The sequence below is a fragment of the Paenibacillus sp. S-38 genome, assembly GCF_049942825.1.
Lineage (GTDB): Bacteria > Bacillota > Bacilli > Paenibacillales > NBRC-103111 > Paenibacillus_G.
The window spans coordinates 4,787,917-4,810,907 of record NZ_CP187970.1 but is presented as its reverse complement, the minus strand read 5'-3'; the positions used below and the strand labels follow the sequence as shown (position 1 = coordinate 4,810,907).

At 60.7% G+C, this 22,991-nt stretch carries 9 protein-coding genes; 3 read left to right on the top strand and 6 right to left on the bottom strand.

Translation table 11 applies throughout. The annotated features are described in order from the left end of the window. Nucleotides 1-80 precede the first annotated feature (80 nt). Nucleotides 81-11,108 carry an amino acid adenylation domain-containing protein gene (locus ACP26L_RS21265; RefSeq protein ID WP_426446147.1) on the top strand — a complete coding sequence of 3,676 codons (11,028 nt, stop codon included), beginning with the start codon at nucleotides 81-83 and terminating at the stop codon, nucleotides 11,106-11,108. A gap of 205 nt (nucleotides 11,109-11,313) precedes the next feature. Continuing rightward, nucleotides 11,314-13,233 (top strand): serine hydrolase domain-containing protein, encoded by a 1,920-nt coding sequence (locus tag ACP26L_RS21260; protein WP_426446146.1) that lies wholly within the window; start codon nucleotides 11,314-11,316, stop codon nucleotides 13,231-13,233. 274 nt (nucleotides 13,234-13,507) lie between these two features. On the opposite strand, the gene ACP26L_RS21255 is transcribed toward ACP26L_RS21260, so the two are convergent. From ACP26L_RS21255 to ACP26L_RS21245, 3 genes are all read right to left on the bottom strand, one after another. Beyond that, complete coding sequence (locus ACP26L_RS21255) at nucleotides 13,508-13,726, bottom strand: hypothetical protein (RefSeq protein WP_426446144.1); 219 nt, start codon at nucleotides 13,724-13,726, stop codon at nucleotides 13,508-13,510. Nucleotides 13,727-13,799: 73 nt separating this feature from the next. Then, nucleotides 13,800-14,306, bottom strand: a complete 507-nt coding sequence (locus ACP26L_RS21250; RefSeq protein WP_426446143.1) for a CBO0543 family protein — start codon at nucleotides 14,304-14,306, stop codon at nucleotides 13,800-13,802. Nucleotides 14,307-14,459: 153 nt separating this feature from the next. Then, the gene (locus ACP26L_RS21245) at nucleotides 14,460-15,425 is read right to left on the bottom strand and encodes a helix-turn-helix transcriptional regulator (RefSeq protein ID WP_426446141.1); all 966 of its coding nucleotides are present in this window, start codon (nucleotides 15,423-15,425) and stop codon (nucleotides 14,460-14,462) included. Between the two features lie 113 nt (nucleotides 15,426-15,538). On the opposite strand from ACP26L_RS21245, the gene ACP26L_RS21240 reads away from it, so the two are divergent. After that, on the top strand, nucleotides 15,539-16,963 hold the full coding sequence (locus ACP26L_RS21240; RefSeq protein WP_426446139.1) for an MATE family efflux transporter: 1,425 nt from the start codon (nucleotides 15,539-15,541) through the stop codon (nucleotides 16,961-16,963). A gap of 70 nt (nucleotides 16,964-17,033) precedes the next feature. On the opposite strand, the gene ACP26L_RS21235 is transcribed toward ACP26L_RS21240, so the two are convergent. The 3 genes from ACP26L_RS21235 to ACP26L_RS21225 form a co-directional block, all read right to left on the bottom strand. Next, nucleotides 17,034-18,734, bottom strand: coding sequence for a methyl-accepting chemotaxis protein (locus tag ACP26L_RS21235; protein ID WP_426446137.1), 1,701 nt, complete (start codon nucleotides 18,732-18,734; stop codon nucleotides 17,034-17,036). Then, nucleotides 18,731-20,050 (bottom strand): ABC transporter substrate-binding protein, encoded by a 1,320-nt coding sequence (locus ACP26L_RS21230; protein ID WP_426446135.1) that lies wholly within the window; start codon nucleotides 20,048-20,050, stop codon nucleotides 18,731-18,733. The genes ACP26L_RS21235 and ACP26L_RS21230 overlap by 4 nt, the downstream gene beginning before the upstream one ends. A 298-nt stretch (nucleotides 20,051-20,348) precedes the next feature. Then, nucleotides 20,349-22,484: an ATP-dependent Clp protease ATP-binding subunit gene (locus tag ACP26L_RS21225; protein ID WP_426446134.1), complete on the bottom strand. Its 2,136-nt coding sequence runs from the start codon at nucleotides 22,482-22,484 to the stop codon at nucleotides 20,349-20,351. Nucleotides 22,485-22,991 lie beyond the last annotated feature (507 nt).

Genomic DNA, 22,991 nt, shown 5'->3' with positions numbered 1-22,991 from the left:
GTTCCGTCCGGGACGCGGCACATCCTCATGTTTTCCCACGATCACTGGAAGCGAAGCTCATCTGAACGGGAGTGAGGATATTGAAAGCCGTAATCGACAAAGAAACAACCTATTGGAGCGGGAAATGGGACGGGGAGGACCGCGTGGTCTGCCTGCCTTACACGGGAACGCAGAGCAGCCGGACCTCATCCGGGTCTGAACACCTTACGTACGATGACCGTCTGCCGGAAGCCCTGGCCGAGAGAATCCGCGGCATTACGGGCGGATCCCCCATGGCCGTCTTCCTGGTGCTGCTGGCTGGGATCAAAGGGGTGCTCTTCCGGTACACGAATGAAGAAAACCTGATTGCCGGTGTACCCACCTTCCCTTCGGGAGAAGCTTCGGCACCCCTGCTGAATCCACTCCTGCTTATTAAGAGCCGGATGAATAAAGAGACTTCGCTGAAGTCCCTGCTGGGCGGGCTCAAAACAGCGGTAGGCGAGGCCATTGCCCATCAGCAGCTGCCATTCTGGAACTATACCGGAGCACTCGAGCTGCCGCAGACGCAGGACGGCCGGACGCTTATACATACCATGATTTCGATGGACGCTCTGCACGGGGAGGAGTCTCACAGCCGAATCGCCTCCGACCTGTCGGTCCGCTTCCATCTTGACGGGGGAAGCATTGCCGTCCGCATCCGCTATGACGGCGCCAGATACGATGCGCAGACGGTCTCGCGCCTGACGGGCCACCTTCGTCAGCTGCTCGCCGTCGTGCTGTTCCAGCCGGAGCTGCCGCTGACCGAGGCGCAGCTGTTGACAGACGAGGAACGCACGGAGCTCACCGAAACGTTCAACGAGACCGCAGCGCTTTATGAGCATGATCGCAGCATTCATGCGCTCTTCGAGGATCAAGTGCGCCGCACCCCCGATGCACAGGCGCTGCGTTGGGAAGAAGGGACGCTGACCTACCGCGAGCTGAACGCGCAGGCGAACGCCATCGGCCGGACCCTGCTTGCGCACGGCCTGCGGCCGGAGCAGCCCGTCGCCATCATGGCGGAGCGGTCTGCCGGTATGGTCGCCGGCATCCTCGGCATCCTGAAGGCGGGCGGCGCTTATGTACCGGTCGATCCCGACTATCCGGAGGAGCGCATCCGCTTCCTGCTGGAGGACTCGGGCGCGAAGCTGCTTCTGGCCCAGGATCGTCTTCAGGCACCTGCCGGGTTCCAAGGCACCGTGCTGCGCCTGAGCCTGGAAGCCGGCCTCACGGCAGAGGAAGAGGCGGATCCGGCGCTGATCTGCGAACCCGGCTCCCTGGCCTATATTCTGTATACGTCAGGCTCAACGGGCCGGCCGAAAGGCGTGATGGTCGAGCACCGCAGCGTCGTGCGCCTCGTGAGGAACACCAATTACGTCGCGCTGAACGAAGGCACGCGTATTCTGCAGACCGGGGCGGTCGTATTTGATGCGACGACCTTCGAGATCTGGGGGGCCCTGCTGAACGGCGGTGTGCTCTGCTTTGTTCCGCAAGAGGCGATCCTGGATGCGGCGAAGCTCAAGGCGGCGATCCGCGGGCTCGGCATCAATACGATGTGGCTGACCGCTCCGCTGTTCAACCAGCTCTCCCAGCAGGAGAAGGGGCTGTTCGAGGGACTGCATACGCTGATCGTCGGCGGGGATGTCCTGTCCGTTCCGCATATCAACCGTGTGCTGGAGGAGCATCCAAGGCTGCGGCTTGTCAACGGCTACGGGCCGACGGAGAATACGACCTTCTCGACTACACACGCGATCGAGGGCATCCAGGAGTCGGCCGTTCCGATCGGACGCCCGATCGCGAACTCCACGGCCTACGTCGTTGACCCGGCGATGAATCTCATGCCGGTCGGAACCTGGGGCGAGCTGCTGGTCGGCGGCGACGGAGTGGCCCGCGGCTACCTGAACCGGCCGGAGCTGAACGAAGAGAAATTCATTCCGAGCCCTTTCCGCGCGGCGGAGCGCTGCTACCGGACCGGAGACCTGGTCCGCTGGCGGGCGGACGGCGTGCTGGAGTACAAGGGTCGCATCGATTCGCAGGTCAAAATCCGGGGCTACCGGATCGAGACGGGCGAGGTGGAGACGGAGCTGCTGAAGCACCTGGGAGTAAAGGATGCGGTTGTCGTTCCGCTGAAAGACGAAGCCGGCCTGTACGAGCTCGCTGCTTATTACGTGGCCGAAGGAACGCTGACCCCGCGGGAGCTGAGAACATCCCTGGCGCAGGAGCTCCCCGCGTACATGCTGCCTTCTTACTTCGTGCCGATGGACGTGCTGCCGCTCACGCCGAACGGCAAGGTCGACCGCCGGGCGCTGCCCGCACCGGATGATTCTGCGGCGGATCAGGCGGATTTCGAAGCGCCTTCCACGGCGATGGAGCTGCGCCTTGAGCCTCTCTGGAGAGCGGTGCTCTCCTTGAAGCGGCCGGTCGGGCGTAAGGATAACTTCTTTGAGATCGGCGGTCATTCCCTGCGCGCCACGAAGCTGGTGGCCCAGGTGCACAAGGAGCTCGGAATCAACATCCAGCTCAAGGATATCTTCAAATATCCGACCCTTGAGCGCATGGCCGATGAGCTTCAGACGATGGAGAAGACGGAGTTCGCGTCGATCCGGCGGGTAGAGGAGCAGGACGATTATGGGGCATCCTCAGCCCAAAAGCGGGTCTACTTCGCCAGCCAGCAGGCGGGCGCGGAGCTAAGCTACAACATGCCGAACATCCTGCTGCTCGAAGGGCCGCTCGACACCGGCCGGCTCGAGGAAGCGTTCCGCGGGCTGATCGCCCGTCATGAGACGCTGCGCACCTCGTTTTGCACCGTGGATGGAGAACCGAGACAGGTCGTGCACGCCGAGGTTCCTTTTGCTATCGAAACGATCCAGGTCCCAGGGCATGAGGTGGGTTCGCTCGCTGCGGACTTCATTCGTCCATTCGATCTCAGCCGGGCTCCGCTGCTGCGCGTAGGGCTTGTACAGCAATCCGAGGAGCGTCATATCCTGCTGTTCGATACCCATCATATCGTCTCGGACGGCGCTTCGATGGAGGTTCTCGTGGACGAGCTCGCTTCCCTGTACCGGGGAGGGGACCTTACTCCGCTCCGCATCCAGTATAAGGACTATGCGGCTTGGCAGCAGCAGCGTTTGCAGGGCGAGGGGTACCGCGCACAGGAGCGCTTCTGGCTGGATGCGTTCGCCGGGGAGCCGCCGGTGCTGGATCTTCCGGCCGATTATGCGAGGCCTGCCATGAAGAGCTTCCGCGGAAGCATCTGCGAATTCAAGCTGACGGAGCGGCAGAGCGAAGGACTCCGCCGTCTGGCCAGGGAGAACGGGGCCACGCTCTACATGGTGCTTCTGGCGGTATATAAGACCCTGCTCCACCGGTACAGCAGCCAGGAAGATCTCGTCGTCGGCACCCCGGTGGCCGGCAGGCCTCATGCGGATCTGGAGCCGCTGATCGGCATGTTCGTCGGCACGCTGCCGATCCGCAGCTATCCGGAAGGGAGCAAGACCTTCGTTCAATACCTGGAGGAAATCAAAGAGGGGACGCTGCAGGCCTTCGATCATGCGGAGTACCCTCTCGAGGATCTGGTCGAGAGGCTCGGTCTGAAGCGGGAGCTGAGCCGGAGCCCGCTCTTCGATACGATGTTTGCCCTGCAGACAGCTCGCAATGATTCCGGTGAAGAAGAGCAAGAGGTGACTGGCGGACTGCGCTTTGCGCCGTATCCGAGCGAACACACGGTGGCCAAGTTTGACCTGACACTCTTCGCTGTAGAGGAAGCAGAGGGTCTTGGCTGCTCGTTCGAATATGCTCTGTCGCTCTTCAAGCGGGAGACGGTTATCCGTATGGCGGAGCATTTCAGCGGGCTGGTGGATGCGGTTATCGACAACCCGCAGACGGAGCTCGCCCGTCTGGAGCTGATTACTCCCCGCGAGAAGGATTCCATTCTCGGTGCGTTTAACGATACAGACACGAAGTATCCCAAGGATTACACGCTTCATGAGCTGTTCGAAGAACAGGCGGCCCTGCGGCCTGATGCCCCGGCGGTCACCTTCGGGAACCGGCAGCTGACTTACGGAGAGCTGAACGGGCAGGCGAACCGGCTGGCCCGGAAGCTGCGTGCGGCAGGCGTCTGCGCGGACCGTCCGGTCGCCATGCTCACGGAGCGGTCGACGGAGATGATTATCGGCATTCTGGCCGTACTGAAAGCCGGAGGAGCCTACGTCCCGATGGACCCTGAGTATCCCGAAGAGCGCCTGCGGTTCATCATGGAGGATTCGGGAGCTAGGGAGCTCCTGACGCTGACCGGTCTGCTGGACCGCGCGCCGGAAGCCGAACGGGTCATCCTGCTGGACGATGAGGCGAGCTATGACGCCGACGCGGCCAACCTGGAGCCGGTCTCAGGCAGCGGGCATCTGGCCTACATCATGTACACTTCGGGAACGACGGGCCGGCCGAAAGGGAACGAGACGACCCACCGCAATATTATCCGCGTCGTGCGGGATACGAACTACATCTCGATTGAACCGGAGGATTCGCTGCTTCAGCTCTCCAGCTATGCATTCGACGGTTCGACCTTCGATATCTTCGGTGCTCTGCTGAACGGAGCGAGGCTGGTGCTGGTATCGAAGGCCGACCTGCTGGAGATGACGAAGCTCTCGATGCTCATCGCCTCGGAGCGGATCTCGGTGCTCTTCATTACAACAGCGCTCTTCAATGTGCTCGTCGACCTCAATCTCGATTCCCTGAGCTCCCTGCGCAAAGTACTGTTCGGAGGAGAGCGTTCTTCACTCGCTCATGTCCGAAAAGCGCTGGAATTCCTGGGTCCGGATCGTCTGCTGCATGTGTACGGACCGACGGAGAGCACAGTCTTCGCCACCTGCTATCCGGTGAATGAGATCGGAGAGGGTGTCGTATCCCTGCCGATCGGACGCCCGATTGCCAATACCTCCGCCTATATCGTGCAGGGAGGGGACCCGCTGCGGCTCGCTCCCATCGGCGTTCCCGGCGAACTGTGCGTCGGCGGCGACGGCTTGGCCCGGGGCTACCTGAACCGGCCGGAGCTGACGGCCGAGAAGTTCATCCCGAACCCTTACCGGACGGAAGAGCGTTTGTACCGCACCGGCGATCTGGCGCGCTGGCTGCCGGACGGGAATATCGAGTTCCTCGGCCGGATCGATCATCAGGTCAAAATCCGGGGTCACCGGATTGAGCTTGGCGAGGTGGAGGCGCAGATTCTGAAGGCGCCGTCCGTGCAGGAGACCATCGTACTCGCGTGGGACGACGCGGAAGGGAGCAGACAGCTGGCCGCCTACTATGTGGCGGACGCGCCGCTGTCCCCGGGCGAGCTGAGGCGCTTCCTCGCCCGTGAACTCCCGGGGTATATGATTCCAGCCTACTTTACCCGGCTGGAGAAGATGCCGCTTACGCCTAACGGCAAGATCGACAGGGCCGCGCTGCCCGCCCCTTCGGATCAGCTCGACACCGGCACGCCGTACGAACCGCCGCGCACTCCGGCTGAAGCAGCGCTCGCGGGGGTCTGGCAGTCCGTACTCGGCGCGAAGCGGGTGGGTATCCGTGACAGCTTCTTCGATCTCGGAGGCGACTCCATCAAGGCGATTCAAGTGTCCTCCCGCCTGCTCCAGGCCGGGTACAAGGTGGAGATGAAGGAGCTGTTCCAGTACCCGACCATCGCCGAGCTGGGCGGCAGGGTACGGCCGGCCGGCCGTACGGCGGACCAGGAAGAGGCGAGCGGTCCGGTGGAGCTGACTCCGATTCTCCGCTGGTTCCTGGGAGAGGCGAATGAGGAGCCGCATCACTTTAACCAATCCGTGATGCTGTATCGCCCGGACGGGTTCAGGGAAGAAGCGGTCCGCCTCGCGGCCGCGCAGGTCGTCAAGCACCACGACGCCCTGCGGATGGTGTTCGAACGCTCGGAGGAAGAGGGCTATTCGGCCCGAATCCGCCCGTCTTCGGAGGGAGAGCCGTTCACCCTGCATACGGTGGACCTGCGTGAATCCGCCGATCCGTCCGCTGCTGTCGAACAGGAGGCGGAAGCGATCCAGCGCAGCATCGATCTCGGCACCGGTCCGCTGATGAAGCTGGGACTGTTCCGGTGCGAGGACGGGGATCATCTGCTGCTGGCCATTCACCACCTGGCGGTCGACGGTGTCTCCTGGCGCATCCTCTTCGAGGACTTCGCCTCGGCCTACGAGGAGGCGCTGGCCGGACGTACCGCCGCGCTGCCGCTGAAGACCGACTCCTTCCAGCTATGGGCCCGGAGTCTGTCCGACTATGCGGCAGGCTCCCGGATGGCTGCGGAGCGCGCCTATTGGCTGAGCCTTGCGGATGCGCAGTGCCCGTCTCTTCCGAAGGATTACACGGCAGAGGAAAGCTCTTATGTCCAGGACAGCGAATCCGTATCCGTTACCTGGACGGCAGAGGAAACGGAGCTGCTCCTGAAGCAGGCGCACCGAGCTTACAACACGGAAGTGAACGATCTGCTGCTGGCGGCGCTGGGACTTGCCGTACAGAGATGGACGGGACAAGGAAAGGTGCTCGTCAACCTGGAGGGGCACGGCCGGGAACCGATTATACCGGATATGGACATCACGCGGACGGTCGGCTGGTTTACCTCGCAGTTCCCTGTGCTGCTCGAGACGGACGTTGACGGGGATGTCGGGGAGAACATCAAGCAGGTCAAAGAAGGACTGCGCGCCATCCCGAACAAGGGGATCGGTTATGGTCTGCTGAAGTTCCTGGCGGAGCCGGAGGATAGTCCACTCGCCGCATTGAAGCCGGAGATCTCCTTCAACTATCTCGGACAGTTCGACCAGGACCTGGAACGCAGCGCGATCGAAACCTCCGCTTATTCCTCGGGGATGCCGCTGAGCGGGCTGACGCCGAGATGGTATGCGCTCGATATCAACGGCATGATCTCCGGAGGCCAGCTCGGTCTCACCATCACGTACAGCCGCAAGGAATACCGTCCCGAGACGGTCCAGGCGCTGGCGGACGGGCTGCAGACCAGCCTGCGTGAAGTGATCCGGCACTGTGCCGCACAGCAGCGAAGAGAGCTGACGCCAAGCGATGTGACCCTGAGGGGCATGAGCGCGGCGGAGCTGAAGGGGCTGGCTTCGCGGACCGCCCATCTGGGCGAGCTCGAAGATGTCTATCCGCTGACCCCGATGCAGGCCGGCATGCTGTTCCACAGCCGCTACGAGCCGAAGTCGGGAGCTTACTTCGAGCAGGTCACGTACAACCTGCACGGCTCCTTCGATTCCGAAGCGTTCGAGAAGAGCCTGAACGGCCTGATCTCCCGGCACGCCGTGCTCCGGACGAATTTCCTCTTCGGTGCGGCCGACCGGCCGCTGCAGGCCGTATTCCGCAGCCGCCGGGCCGAATACCGCTATGAAGATCTCCGGTCCCTGGATGAGGCGGACCGGGAAGGGCGTATGGCGACTGTGATAGCCGAGGACGCTGCGCGCGGATTTGATCTGGGCTCGGATCTGCTGCTGCGCATTACGGTCCTGCGTTCAGGCGAAACGGCCTACCGGTTCATCTGGAGCTTCCATCACATTGTCATGGACGGCTGGTGCCTCTCCGTCGTGAACGGCGAAGTGTTCGAGCGCTACAGCGCCGAGCTGGAAGGACGGGAGGCGGTGCTTGCTCCGGTAACGCCTTACAGCGACTACATCCGCTGGCTGCAGGACCAGCCTAAGGAAGAGGCTGCTTCTTACTGGAGGCAGTATCTGGCGGATTACGAGCAGGAAACCAAGCTTCCCTATGGCGATACGGCAGCCAAGGAGGCCGGTTATACGGCTGCGGAGCTGACCTGCGAGCTGGGCCGTGACCTGACGACCCGGATCAACCGGACGGCGAAGGCGCATCAAGTGACATTTAATACCTTCATGCAGACCGCCTGGGGCATCATCCTGCAGAGATACAATAACCACGGGGATGCGGTGTTCGGCAGCGTCGTCTCGGGTCGTCCCGCCCACATCCCGGGCGTCGAATCCATGATCGGCCTGTTCATCAACACCGTCCCGGTTCGTGTCCGCTGCGAAGGTCAAGAGTCCGTCTCGGCGCTGCTGCGGCGGATCCAGGAAGGGGCGCTCGCTTCTCAGGCGTACGATTACTTCCCGCTGTATGAGATTCAGTCCCTCGCCGGCGGTCGGCAGGATCTCATCCACCATATTATGGTGTTCGAGAACTACCCGGTCGAGGAGCAGGTGGAGCAGCTTGGAGGCCATCCGCAGGCAGCGTTCCAGATCTCGGACGTGGGCATGGTCGAGCAGACGAGCTATGACTTCAACCTGACCGTCATGCCGGGCGAGGAAACGGCCGTGAAGTTCGAGTACAATGCAGAGCTGTACAGCAGCCGGGAGATCGAACGGATTCAGGGGCACCTTGTTCACATGCTGTCGCAGATGGCGGAGGATCCGGAACGCAGCGTCGAGAGCCTGGAGCTAGTGACCGCCGGGGAAAAATTGGCGCTGCTCGAGAGCTTCGGTGCCCTGCCTGAAGGGGCGGAGGAAACAAGCCCGCTTCTGTTCCATGAGCTGTTCGAGCAGCAGGCCCGCCGGAGTCCGGATGAGACGGCGGTCATTTTCCGGGACCGCAGCCTCACCTATGGAGAGCTGAACGCCAGGGCGAACCTGCTAGCCGTCCGATTGCGGGAATCCGGTATAGGCAGGGAGCAGGTGGTCGGCATTCTGGCCGAACGGAGCGTGGAGATGATCACGGCGGTGCTTGCCGTATGGAAGGCGGGCGGCGCCTACCTCCCGCTCGACCCGGACTACCCGGTGGAGCGGATCGAATACATGCTGGAGAACAGCAGGGCGCAGGTGCTGCTTACACAGTCAGCGCTGACCGGCCTGGTGGCGCCATGGAGCGATCAGCCGGAGGCGGACCGTCTCGTGCTGAACCTGGACGACGAGTTTCTGTACAACGTCAATCCGGACAGCGTCAATCCGGACAGCGGCGGCGGGGAAGCCGCAGGCCTGCCGAACATCAACGAGCCGGGCGATCTGGCGTATGTCATCTACACGTCGGGAACGACAGGACGCCCCAAGGGCGTCATGATCGAACACCGGAGTCTGATGAGCACCGCCATGGCGAACCGGCGGGAATACCGGCTCGGGGAATTCCCCGTCCGCCTGCTGCAGCTGGCCAGCTTCTCGTTCGACGTCTTCGCGGGCGATCTGACCCGGGCGCTGCTCAACGGCGGAACCATGGTCATCTGCCCGAAGGAAGACCGGATCGATCCGGAGCGCCTGCATGCCCTGATCGAGACCTACGGCCTCACGCTGTTCGAGGCGACGCCGGCACTCGTGATTCCTTTCTTGGATTATGCGGCCCGCAAGGACTTCTCGCTCACCTCGCTGAAGCTGGTCATCACCAGCTCCGACAGCTGCAGTGTGGCGGATTACCGCGTGCTTCAGGAACGCTGGGGAAGCCGGATCCGCATCATTAACTCGTACGGCGTGACGGAAGCGGCGATTGATTCGAGTTATTATGACGAGCCGCTGGAGAAGCTGCCGAAGACCGGTCATGTGCCGGTAGGCCGGGCTTATATGAACGCAAGGTTCTATATCCTGGATCCTCAGCTGCGTCCCGTACCGGTAGGGGTGACAGGCGAGCTGTGCATCGGCGGGCCCGGGGTTGGCCGCGGTTATATGCACCGCCCGGATCTGACGGCCGACAAGTTCATAGAGAATCCGTTCGTGCCGGGAGAGCGCATCTACCGGACGGGCGATGCCGCCCGCTGGATCGAGGACGGCAACGTGGATTTCATCGGACGGATGGACCATCAGGTCAAGATCCGCGGCTATCGCATCGAGCTCGGCGAGATTGAAACGGCCATCCTCCGATTCCCGGGGGTCAAGCAGGCGGTTGTCACCGACCGGACCGACGAGCGGGGGAGCAAATACCTGTGCGGTTATGCAGCGGCAGAGTCCGAATTGGATCTCGAAGCCCTGCTGCAGGAGCTCCGGCAATCGCTGCCGGCACACATGGTCCCTGCCCGGTTCATGCAGCTCGAGAGGCTGCCGCTGACGCCGAACGGCAAGGTGGACCGGAAGGCGCTGCCTGAGCCGGAAGGCCGGATGATGAAGGGCACCGAGTACGTGGCGCCCCGCTCCGAAGGCGAGGCGCGCCTTGCGGGTATCTGGCAGGAGGTGCTGGGGGTGGAGCTCGTGGGCGTGAAGGACAGCTTCTTCGAGCTTGGAGGCCACTCGCTGAAGGTGCTGGAGCTTATGCGGCGGATCGAGACGGATCTCGGCGTGGAGCTCCCCCTGCGGACCGTCTTCGAAGCCCCGACCCTCGAAGCGCTGGCGGCGGAGCTGGTGAAGAGCGAGCTGGAACCCGGCAGCGGTACGCCGGTCACCCGGCTCAATGACTCCGGCCCGGTGCAGATCTTCCTTTTCCCGCCGATGATCGGCTCCGGACTGGCTTTCTCGGAGCTGGCGAAAGAGCTCGATACTTATGCGGTAGTATATGGGCTGGATTATATCGACGATGCCCCGAGTGAGGAAGAAATGCTGGACCGGTATGTCCGTGCGATTATCGAGGTGCAGAAGGAGGGGCCTTATCTCCTGGGAGGCTACTCGATGGGAGGCAACCTGGCGTTCGAGGTGGCCAAGGAGATGGAGAAACGGGGGTACACCGTATCCCATCTGCTGATGATCGACTCGGCCAGGATCGTCCGAGACTACAATCTGGCCTCCGAGGAGCTGTACCGGCAGGTGGAAGAGTCACTCGACGGGGTTGCCGAGCCGTTCAAACAGGTGCTCACAGGCCGCCACCGTGCTCGGGTACATGCTTACGCCGAGTATGGCAATCGTCTGGTCAACCGGTGGAGCGTACAGGCAAGCGTCCATAACTTCATTGCAGCGGGCGGTTTGGTGCCGGGCGTATCCGTCCGGGACGACCGGCTCAGCTGGAAGCATGGGACACGGGCAGCCTATTCGGAGCATATGATGAAAGGCGGCCATGACGAGATTCTCGAGAGCGGCTTTGTAGAGGCGAACGCCCAGGTGCTGAAAAGCGTGCTTGCCGGGATTGCCGGCCAGCTGCAGAGCGAATCTCCGGAGGGAACGACGGTATAACCAAGGTCCGCCTGGCAATCGTAAGCAATTCCAACCAAAGTCAAGGGCACTGACACTGGTCGGTGCCCTTTTTATTGGGCTTTATCCGCTCCCCGGTTCTCCCCGGAGCTTTACGGGTATTAATCCTTGAGTCCCCTATATTTGGCGCAAAATGGGAAAACATAGAGAAGAAAGGGGAATTCACCATTCGGAAAGGAGGAGTATGATGAAAACCATTCTGAAATCCGCCGCCCGGCTTACGCTGTGCGCCGGACTGCTTCTGCCGCTGGTCAATGCGGATGTCAGGCCGGCCTCCGCCGACTTCACCCTGACGCCCGCCGCCGTGGAGTCTGTTCTGGACGGGCTCATGAAGGAAAGGATGGACGCCCTTCATATTCCCGGTGCGGCCGTTGTCGTAACCAAGGGCAGCGAGATTTATTTCAGCAAGGGGTACGGATATGCCGATACGGCGAATCAGGTACCGATGGACCCGGCCCGCACGCGGATCCCGATCGGGTCGCTCACGAAGTCGGTGACCGCTTCCGCTGCTATGCAGCTTGTGGAGGCCGGCCGGCTGGATTTGAAGCAGGACATCAACACGTATCTGCGTACGTTCCAGGCGCCGACCTATGGGAACACGCCAATTACGCTTCACGACCTGCTGACGCATACCTCGGGGCTCGATCAAGCCGTATATGGGGTAAACGGCCGGACACGCGACTCCGTGCTGGATGCGCAGACGTTCCTGCGGCGGTATTTCGAAGCGCAGCCTCCGGTCCGGGCTCCGGGGGAGAAATACGAGTACAGCAACGCGGGACTGGGGCTGGTCGGTCATCTCGTTGAGCTTACGTCGGGCCAGCCGCTGGCCGACTATTACAAGCAGCGGCTCTTCGGTCCGCTGAAGATGCCGAATGCCACACTCGAGCTGCCGCTCGGCGATCCGCAGCTTGCCAAATCGTATTCCTTTGCCAAAGGGACGTACAAGGAAATCCCGTACAGCTATATCGCCCTGCCGGGTGCGGGTGGACTGAGCGTGGTGCCGAATGAATTCGCGAATTACCTGATCGCCCACCTGAACGGAGGGCAGGCGGGGGATGCGCGGATCCTGAAGCCGGAGTCCGTGGAAGCCATGCATGCGAAGCAGTATGCGGCGGATCCACAGCTCGACGGGATCGGCTATGGGTTCTTCCGCGGGAGGACGGCCGAAGGCATCCCTAAGCTGTATCACACCGGCGAGATCGACGGCTTCGTGTCGGAGCTGGTGCTGATCCCCTCCGAGAAGGTCGGCATTTTCGTTGCCGTTAACGGGGCCGGATCGGATGTCCAGCTGCATGAGGAGGTTCTCGAAGCGCTCAGCGCACACATGACCGCTCCTCCGCAGCCGCTCGATCCAAGTGCAACAGCTTCCGCCGGGGGCATGGGGATCGCCTCGGCCGCCATCGATACGGCAGCATTGGAGGGAGAGTATCAAGCGGGGATTAACCCCAAACACGGCTGGGGCAAGTGGCTCCGTTTCTTCGGCGGCTTCTCCTCGGAGGTGGAGGCGGCAGATTCCTCGACCCTTCAGGTGACCGGTACTTTCGCTGACAGTCCGAAGGAGCAGACGAAAGCGTTCAAGTACGCCGGAGACGGATTGTTCCAGGAGGTGAACGGCCAAGAGATGATTCGCTTTCATGAAGTCGGCGGAAAGATGGCCATGACCCTATCTGACCATACCACCCTGGAGATGGTGTCGTTCTTGCACCGAACCTGGACACTGCTTTCCATCTATGCGGCCGGCTCCCTGGTCTTCGTCGGGATCTGCCTGATCTGGCTGGTCCGTTACGGCATCCACGCCATCCGGAAGGCCGGCAAGCCTGTGTCCGGCGCCGTTGCGGCGATTGCACTGCTCAATACCGTCTTCCTGGCTGTGCAGTTCACCTACGGGAACAACCAGCTCACCTACGGGTACGCTCCTTGGTACGCGTGGGGCATTAGCTCCCTGCCTCTGGTCTCAGCTGTGCTGGCTCTATGGCTGCTTTGGCAGCTGGCATCAGGCCGAAGAGCGGGAGGCTGGACCGGCTGGAAGACCGCCTTTTCCCTCATGACCTTGGGGTTCACGGGGTTTCTGTATTACTGGAACTTCCTACCGCTGCACTACTCCTGATTCCAAGATGCTCCCATATCGGCGGCAATACACGAGCCATGCCTTAGAGCCCGGTTCTCTTCATCCGGAAGGGAACACGGGCTCTTTCTCTTGTGTTCGGCCGGCAATCAGCTGTCCTAATCGCAGGAGGCGCCGGACTATGTGCCGCTTATTCGGGAGGAGCGGTCCATGCCGGCACCCGGGTGACGATCCGGTTCCCGCTGGGCGCGAAGACACCAAAACCCCCGCCTCCGGAATAACGGAGCGGGGGTTCGGGCCCTGGGCAGCAGGGGCTTCAGCTCTGGTTCTGGTTCGGCGCATTCTGCGCCGTGTTGGCATTGGCGCCTGCGGCACGGCCGGCCTGGGTCAGCGACTGCAGGCTGTCCATGGAGCTCTGAAGCTTCTGGAGCTCGGACTCGAGCTCATTCGGCGAGTTGACGGCGGCCTGGATGCGCTTGCCGGATTCCTCAATTTCCTTGGCGACTCGGTTCACGGTCGATACATTAAACTGCATGGCGGCGGGGACCTCCTTGGATTCAGTAAGCCTTGGTTGTTGTTGTTTCTAGGCTTCCTCGGATTTCCAGAAGTTATTCAGCGGGTTCCCGGGCTGGTCTTGCCAGGATCCGGCGTACCCAATACAAATTCCAGAGGAGCATCATATACAGGAACGGATAAATCAGGGTGGAGTATGTAAGCTTCCAGCCGTTGTAATAAAACCAGTCGGCCCGGACCGCCGAATACTCATATCCAACGGCGAACAGCCACCAGCCGGCCACATACAGGCTCTTGGCGGCCAAGCTTTGCCGGTAAGGGAAGAGGTTTAAGAACAGCACATTGACAGCCGGGTAGATGCCGTAGATGGCCAGGTAACCGATCCAGTCCACACCGGAGCCCCAATATCCATAGAGGTCATACTTCAGGTTCAGGGTAATATCGGTCACCAGCACGAGGAGAAGGGAGAACAATGTTGTCGCATAATGCTCGATCCGATTCAGCTTCTTGGGAATCAAGAGAGCCGCGGCATTGAATAGGATGATTGATGCGAGTAGATGAAACGACAGCCCCATGTCCGTTTGTCCCCTCTCTTTGGACATAGAATGCCCCATCCCCCTCGCCGTATACCCAGATCATTCCGCTCCAGTCAAGTGATGTTAAGGGGGGCAGTGAATTAGGCGCCGGCTGCATATAAAATGGTAACGTGATCGTGGTCACCCTTCTCTATGCGGGTTTTGCAGCACGTTTGCAGTTCAAAAGGATCCATCTCCGGCATCCGCATAAAGCTCGCGGATCTCTTGGACCCGTCGGAGCAGCATCTCCCGGAGCTGCTCCGGCGCTTCGACCTCCGCCTTGGCTCCATATCCGAGCAGCGTGTCGGCGAGGCACGCAAGGTCGGAGAGGGCGGCCCGCCGCCGCACGCAGCCGGTACCGTCCTCATGGACCGTCAGCCCGTCGGCCAGCATCGGGTCGCTCTTGGCCCGGATGACGCCGGCACGTGACAAGTGGATCACAAGCTCGGCCGTCTCCTCACCCGGGCGGCCGGCGACCCAGTCCCGGATGTCAAAGCCTGCGGGATCGATCCGGCGAGACTGATCCCCTGACACCGCCAGGGCGGTGATGCGGTCGGCGCGGAACAGCCGGGTATCCTGCGAACGGAAGCAGTAGGCGGGACAGTACCACAGGCCGCTGGCCGTATAGACGCCGATGGGCTGGATGTCCCGCTGCGAGATGCCTTTTTCCGACTCATACGTGATGGTGACGATGCGCCCCTCGAGCGAAGCCTCCAGCAGCGCGGTCAAATGCGGCGTGTCGAGGCCCCGCTCCTGCACATGAAAGAGCACATGCGAGCGCAGCCTTTCGATCTTCTCCTTCGTCTCCCGGGGCGAGTAGTGGTAGAACTTCTTCAGCGCGGATTCCACCTCGGCTTCGAAGGGCAGCATCGGGTAGCCCTTCAGCGACTCGGCGACCAGGAAGAGTGCGACGGCCTCCTTGTCCGAGAAGTGAATCGGCGGGAGCATCCGTTCGCGGAGCAGCTGGTAGCCCCCATGGACGCCGAGCTCCGAGTAGAGCGGCACGCCGAGCTCGCTGAGCTCCTGCAGGTCGCGCAGGATCGTCCGCTTGGAGACTCCGAATTCCTCGGTCAGCTCCTTCAGGTTGAATTTGCGGTGAGCCTGCATTGTCATCAGGATATGCAGCAGGCGCTGGGCTTTGTTCATCGGGCGGGTCCCTCCAGTGGTTAATGAATTCATTGTAGCACGGAAAGGTGACGGGCTTTGGCACTTTTCGGTGATACCCTGAGGACATTCGAACCGGAGGGGGTCAAGAGAGCATGACGGAAGAATCGAAGAATACAACGACAAATACAACGATGACTGAAGAAGGGAAAGAATCGACGAGCATGGGTGCCCCGGAGCTGAGCCTGGCCCGGATCACCTGGCCGATCCTGGTGGAGATGCTGCTGCATCTGCTCATGGGCAATCTCGATATTCTCATGCTGAGCCATTACAGCGAACGGGCCGTGGCTTCCGTGGGGATCGCCAATCAGCTGCTGCAGTTCTTCCTTATGCTTTTCGGCTTCGTGGCCGCGGGAACGACGATTGTAATCTCGCAGGACTTGGGGGGCGGGCAGCGGCAAAAGGCGGTCCAGGCGGCCTGCACGGCGGCAGCGCTGAATACGGTGCTGGGACTCGGGATCAGCCTGGCCCTCGGGGGCGGAGCAGCCTTCTTCCTGACGCTCCTCGGAACACCGGCCGGGATGATGGGCGAGGCTGGAACGTATCTGCGCATCGTCGGCAGCTTTCTGTTCCTGGAAGCGGTGATGCTGACGGGCTCTGCGGTGCTGCGCAGCTATGGGCTGACCCGTGAAGTCATGTGGATCTCGATCGGCATGAACGCCGTGCATGTGTTCGGCAATGCGCTGGTGCTCTACGGGCCATTTGGTCTGCCCCAGCTGGGGCTCGAAGGCATTGCCTGGTCCACGGTCGTCTCCCGGCTGCTTGCGATGACCGCCATCGTGTACGCAGTGATGAGAACGCTTCGTCCCCGGCTGAAGCTCGCTTCCTTCTTCCGCGAAGCGGGGCCTTACGCCCGGAGGCTGCTGGGGATCGGGATTCCGTCCACCATCGAATATATGGCCTATTATGTCTCGCAGCTCATCATCACTTCGTTCATTGTCTCGATCGGCATCACGGCGCTGACCACCCGGGTCTATGCGGACAGCGTGCTGGGCATCGTCTCTCTGCTTGCGACTTCGATCGCGGTCGGCACACAGATTATCGTAAGCCGTTTGGTCGGCGGCAGACGGATGGCCGAAGCGGAGGACGAATGCCGCCGAAGCATCCGCTGGTCGATGGGCCTCTGCGCGGCCGCCGCGGCGGGAGCTGCCTTCGCCGCAGAGCCTATGCTCCGCCTCTTCACGGAGGACCCGGGCGTCATCCGCGAGGGCACCCGGGTGCTCTGGCTCATGCTGCTGTTCCAGCCCGCCCACAGCCTGTGCATGATCTATCAGCATGTGCTGAAAGCGGCGGGGGATGCGGCTTACCCGGCCAAGCTCGGCGTGCTCTTCATGATCGGCATCCGTGTGCCGGTCTCTTGGCTCTGCATCACGGTACTCGGCTTCGGCATCGTCGGCGTCTATGCCGCCTTCATCCTCGACGAGTGGACCCGTGCCCTTCTGATGCGCCGCCGCTGGGCTGCCGGGCAGTGGGCGGGGAGAAGGGAGCACGAGGCTCACGCCGCCGAAGCCGCGACATAGCACAAGGACCCGCCAGCCGTGAGGCTGCGGGTCCTTGTCATCACTTGACCTTCTTTTCATTCGCTGCAGGTTAACAGGAGAACTTCTCAATGCTCTCCTGCAGTTTCTGGGCAAGGCGTGCCAATTCTCTGGAGGAGCCGGTGATTTCCTCCACACTCGCCAGCTGCTCCTGGGCCGAGGCAGAGACGCTGTGGGTTCCTTCGGCAGCCTCCTGTGTTACCCGGTTGATTACCTCAAAGGCAGCCACAAGGTGCTTCGTCTCGAGAGACATCCCGGCGGAGGAGTCGGAGACCTCCTTGATCTGGCCGTTCACCTCATGGATGGAAGCTTCGATCTGGCGGAAGGATTCGCCGGCCTTATGGACCGCGCCGATGCCCTCCAGCACTTCTTTTTCCCCCTGGACGACCTTCTCGATGGCGCGCTTCGTCTCCGCCTGAATGGCCAGAATGACGTCGGACACCTGTTTGCCGGACTTGGCCGTCTGGTCGGCCAGCTTGCGGACCTCACCCGCCACCACGGCGAAGCCTCTGCCGCTTTCTCCGGCACGCGCCGCTTCAATGGCCGCATTAAGGGACAAGAGATTGGTCTGGGCCGCGATATCGGTGATGATGGCGATGATCTGCCCGATCTCATCCGTCTTTTGGCCTAGGGAAGTGACCACCTGCGTAATCTCGCCCACATGGCTTTGGACCGAAGACATCTGGTGAATGGCGGATTGAACGGCTGTCCCGCCCGCCGAAGCAACCTGTGAAGCCTGCTGAACCGCTCCGGTGACAAGGGAAGCGCTGGAAGCAATGTTCTTCGCTTCGACATCCATCTTGTGCACAAGCGATACGCTCTCCGTGATCGTACCGACCTGCCTTTCCGTTCCTTCCGCCAGGCTCTCGGTGATATGGGCGACATGCTCGGTGGCTTGTCCGGTTTGTTCCGCACTCGCGGTAAGCTGCTCGGAGGAGGCCGCCACTTGCTCGGCGTTGGTACCGACCTCTTGAATTAGGCTCCTGAGATTGGATGCCATCAGGTTAAAAGCCCCTGCCAGTTCACCGATCTCGTCCCGGTTTTGGATCCCTACGTTCGTATCCCTTAGATCGCCCTGCGCGATCTTGGAGGCCATGGCCTGCAGCTTGATGATCGGAATGGAAATCATACGGCTGATCGTTACAGTGGCTGCCGTACCTGCCAATAAGGTGACAACCGTCAGAAGGATGACCAAGCTTTTTGTCCGTTCTACCTCCTCAAAGGTAGCGGTTGCTTTCAGATCCAGGGCCTCCTGCTTTCGCTCTACAAACCGGTTGGCCGTGGTCGTAAAGGCATCCAGCACCGGACCTTGGGCGACGGAGATGTCAACGAACGCTTTGGTGTTATCCTGTTTTTTGGCATCGATCATCTGCATGGCGGCAGAGCTGGATTGACCCTGCAGCAGATCGAGGCCCGCCAGGATTTGCTTATCGTCCCGGTCCGTGATTAACGTCTTCAGTTCGGTCAGAGCACCTGTGAAGCGGCTTTGCGATTGTTGAAAAGCTTCCACCTGCTTGGTGTCTCCGGTGATCAGATACTTGCTCAGATGGGAGCTCTCGCTTTCAACCGCAATGTTCAGATCCTTGATGAGCTGAAGAGTTTTCGACTGGTGCTTGATCAATTCGGTATAGGAGTCATTCACTTTGACCAGATATACATAGCTGATCGTCGACATCACGGCGAGCAGGAAGAGGACCAGTCCAAAGCCTCCGTACAGCTTTCTCTGAATCGTGAATCCCTTGGTTTTCTTCATTTGCCGGTACCCTCCTTCGCTTCACCTAGATAGACCTTGGCCTGCTCACGGTACTGCTTGGCGGCCTGCTCGGGAGTCAGCTTCCCGTCGGTAACCTGCTTCAAGGCCAGTTCATAAGCCTTGCTGACCACCACATGACTTGAGGGGTAAGGGGCGTCAATCGGCTTGGAGCGTGTTTTGAGGTCATCGAGAATCCGGTACTGCTCCTTGCCGGCTTCATCGAGATTCGCGGACAGTCTCGCAGCAATTTTGCCCGACACGGGAACGCCGCGCTCTCCTTTCAGGATATCATTCGCCGCTTCGCTGTTCAGGAAGAAGTCCAGGAACGCGGCCGCTTCTTTTTTGTGCTGAGAGTAGGAGGACAGAGCCAGGAACATGGATGGCTTGATGAAATGGCCTGTCTGCCCGCTTGTGACTTCCGGATAGGGAAGAAGCTTTAAGGAATGGCCCGCGAGCTTGCTCAAGGAGGAGACGGAGTTGGTGGCTACACTGTAAAAAGCGGCATTCCCCGCAACGATGGGATGATTCTTATCATTGCCGGCTGCCGTCGTCGCTCCTCCGAGCAGACCTTCCTCACGCCACTGCTTGTTCAAAGCGAAATAATCGGCCATGAGCCGGTCATCGTTGTAACCCAGGGCGGTGCCTTCCGCGTTGTACATGGTGGCTCCGCGGGCTCTCAAATAATAGAAGACATCGATCATGTTTCCGAGAGGATAGAAGTCCGGCCTGCCGATCTTTTGCTTCAAAAGCTTCAACGTTTGATAAAGCTCGTCGATCGTGTATTCATTTTTGGGTACGGGTACCCCGGCGCTTGCCAATAATTGCGGGTCATAGATAAACATGGTCGAATTGTTCCCTATAGGCATGGCATACAGCTGATCCCCCTTCGTTCCGGGAAGGAGATAAGACTTGTCCATCTCCGAAAGATTCAGGGTGCCGTCTTCCGTAAACGCATTCAAGGGCTCGATGAGATCCCGGTTAATATAATCGTAGATGAAATTATAGTCCGCCTGGATGATGTCAGCGGTAGTCTGGTTGGCCGTTTGAATCGCCAGCTGCGTCGCGACCGCCCCGGTATTCGCAAGGGATTCGGTTTCAAAATGGACATGGGGATGCTCCTTCTGGTACAGCTCGATTACTTTCATCGTGCTTTCCTTCCGGCTGTCGGAGCCCCACCAGATAAACTTCAGCGTAATGTCCTCCGTTTGCTCCGTTTGCTGTACCTTCCCGCCGGCCGGTTGGCTGCATCCGACAGCGCCGGCAAGTAAAGTGGCGCCAAGTACGGAGAGAATGCTTCGTTGAGTCGAGGTTCTCATGGTCCACACCTTTCTTGATTGGTAATTCGGCTGCTGATCGGAATTGTGCAGTTTTCCAGCCTCTAAGCTTACTATCGGTAGACGGCCTGAAGAACGTTACCTTTTTTATCCAAGGCTGAAGATCGTTTTAGGGCGACAGGGAGATGGGAGCAGGGAAGGGGCGATCGGAGGATGCCCAAAAGGGCGGCCAAGCGGCCGATCGAAGAATGCCAAAAAGGGCGGCCAAGCGGCCGCCCTTTGCATGGATGGAACAATAGAGTGAGGATTCGAGTAGCACCTTAGGATAAGCGGTACCGTCTTACGACCGCACAGCCTGCACGGTGATCGCGTTGTCCCGGACAACGACCTCGACCGCCTGAACCTGCTCCTGCTCCAAGATGAGATCCGTGATGACGTCTTCGACCTGCTGCTGGATCACCCGGCGCAGCGGACGCGCCCCGAAGGCAGGATGATAGCCGAGCTCGGCAAGCTTATGCTTCGCTTCGTCCGACACCTGCAGGGAGATGTTCTGTTCCCGCAGCGAATTCGTGACTTCCGCGAGCATCTTGTCGACGATCCGGACGAGATCCGGCTGCTGCAGGGATGCGAACGGGATGATCGCATCGAAGCGGTTCAGGAACTCCGGACGGAAATAGGAGCCGAGCGATTCCAGCAGCGTGCTCGTCTGTACACTGTCTTCCGCGGCGAAGCCCACGGTGATTTTCTTCTTGTCGGTTACGCCGGCATTGGAGGTCATGATGATGACCGTATCCTTGAAGCTGACCGTGCGGCCCTGGCTGTCGGTGAGGCGTCCGTCTTCGAGCACCTGCAGGAACATGTGCTGCACGTCCGGGTGGGCCTTCTCGATCTCGTCGAGGAGAAGGATGCTGTACGGATTGCGGCGCACGCGCTCGGTAAGCTGGCCAGCCTCCTCATGACCGACATAGCCCGGAGGCGAGCCGATCAGCTTGGAGACGGAGTGCTTCTCCATGTATTCGCTCATGTCCAGCCGGATCATTGCCTCCGCACGGCCGAACAGCTCCTCGGCCAGCGACTTCGACAGCTCGGTCTTGCCGACGCCCGTCGGACCGACGAACAGGAAGGAGGCGATCGGCTTGTTCTTCGGCGCCAGTCCTGCACGGCTGCGGCGCACGGCGCGGGCCACCTGGCGGACGGCCTCCGGCTGTCCGATGACCTTCGCTTCGAGATGCTGGGCGAGGTCCTTCAGCTTGGCCGCTTCGTCCTGCTGCAGCTTGCCGACCGGAATACCGGTCTTCCGTTCGACGATGGCCTGGATGTGCTCGACGCGAACTTCCGTCAACGCCTGCGGCCGCTGCTCGTCCAGCTGCCCAAGCAGGTTCGTTTCTTCGTCGCGGAGACGCGCGGCGCGCTCGTAGTCTTCCCTCTGCGTAGCCAGGCGCTTCTCTTCCTGGATGCCCGCGAGCCGTGCGCGGACCGCATCTTCACCGCTGCCAGCTCCGAGCAGGTTCAGCTTGGCCCCCGCTTCGTCGAGCAGGTCGATCGCCTTGTCCGGCAGGAAGCGGTCCTGGATGTAACGCTGGGAGAGGTGCACGCAGGCGCGGATCGCCTCATCCGAGTAGGTCACCTGGTGGTATTCCTCGTACTTCGGACGCAGCCCCTTCAGGATTTCCACGGCTTCCTCCACCGTAGGCTCGTCGACTGTAACCGGCTGGAAGCGGCGCTCGAGAGCGGCATCCTTCTCGATGCGGCGGTACTCCTTGAGCGTCGTGGCGCCGACGACCTGCAGCTCGCCGCGGGCCAGGGCCGGCTTCAGGATGTTTCCGGCATCCATGGAGCCTTCGGCGGCGCCGGCACCGACCAAGGTGTGGATTTCATCAATGAACAAGATGACGTTCTTGCGCTGCTGCAGCTCGGTGATCAGCCCCTTCAGCTTCTCCTCGAACTGGCCGCGGATTCCCGTGCCCGCCGTCAGGGAGGCTACGTCCAGGGAGTATACTTCCTTGCCGAGCAGCTTGGCCGGCACTTTGCCTTCCGTGATGCGCAGCGCCAGCCCTTCGGCGATGGCCGTCTTGCCGACGCCGGGCTCGCCGATCAGCACCGGGTTGTTCTTCGTGCGGCGGTTCAGGATCTCGATGACCCGGTCGATTTCTTCGTCGCGTCCGATAACGGCATCGATCAGGCCGGCCTTGGCCGCGTCGTTCAGGTTGCGGCCGAGCCCGTCGAGGAGCCCGCCGCGGCCGGCGGCGCGGGAGGCGTTCTGAGGCTCCTGCCGCTTCGGAGGCTGCATCATGCCTTGGAACAGATCGTCAAAGGACGGCATGTGCGGGAAGGAACCGGACCCCGCAGGGAAGGGGATCCCGCTGCCGAGCTTGGCATAGCAGTCTTTGCACAGCTGGAGCTTCTCCACTTGGGTGTTGACCTGCAGATGCAGGGATACGGCGGCTTCTTGCGTATGGCATGTTTGACAGCGCATGGTTTCTACCTCCAATGATTTAAAATGATGGTTTATTCCATATGAGGTTCGGAAGTCGCCGGAGAACGGCGTTCCAAGGAGAATCGTTTGACTAATTTAGACTTTGATCTTGTTTGACTTTGACCTTATCTGATCTTTATTATAATCAAGCTTCAGCATTTGTCAAATGGTTGCTGATCGGGTTGATCCAGTTCAATAGAAACGCGCTGAAAGAGCGGAGATTCACAAGCCCGGTGTGGAACTGCGGCAGAGCAGAGGCAGGGATGGGTTAAAATGGACTTCAGGCTGAGGAGGGCCTCCTGACCGGACATCGAACAGGAGCGGACCGGCAGCCCCCGCTGGATGATCCCCGGATTCTGAGGCTTCGTGAAGGCGTCTAAGCCCGATTTTCCGCCGTTCTCCTCAAATGTATACTTATGGATACTTATCTGCTCCTTCACTCTCATGGTATGTTTTCTCTGGCCCTCATGAAGTGTGTAAGAACGAAGTGTCATAGAACGTGAAGAG

Coding starts and splice junctions, on each gene's coding strand:
- ACP26L_RS21245 (WP_426446141.1), bottom strand. CDS start 15,425: ATGAACAAAGCCCAGCGCCTGCTGCATATCCTGATGACAATGCAGGCT.
- ACP26L_RS21230 (WP_426446135.1), bottom strand. CDS start 20,050: ATGAGAACCTCGACTCAACGAAGCATTCTCTCCGTACTTGGCGCCACT.
- ACP26L_RS21260 (WP_426446146.1), top strand. CDS start 11,314: ATGAAAACCATTCTGAAATCCGCCGCCCGGCTTACGCTGTGCGCCGGA.
- ACP26L_RS21235 (WP_426446137.1), bottom strand. CDS start 18,734: ATGAAGAAAACCAAGGGATTCACGATTCAGAGAAAGCTGTACGGAGGC.
- ACP26L_RS21255 (WP_426446144.1), bottom strand. CDS start 13,726: ATGCAGTTTAATGTATCGACCGTGAACCGAGTCGCCAAGGAAATTGAG.
- ACP26L_RS21250 (WP_426446143.1), bottom strand. CDS start 14,306: ATGTCCAAAGAGAGGGGACAAACGGACATGGGGCTGTCGTTTCATCTA.
- ACP26L_RS21240 (WP_426446139.1), top strand. CDS start 15,539: ATGACGGAAGAATCGAAGAATACAACGACAAATACAACGATGACTGAA.
- ACP26L_RS21225 (WP_426446134.1), bottom strand. CDS start 22,484: ATGCGCTGTCAAACATGCCATACGCAAGAAGCCGCCGTATCCCTGCAT.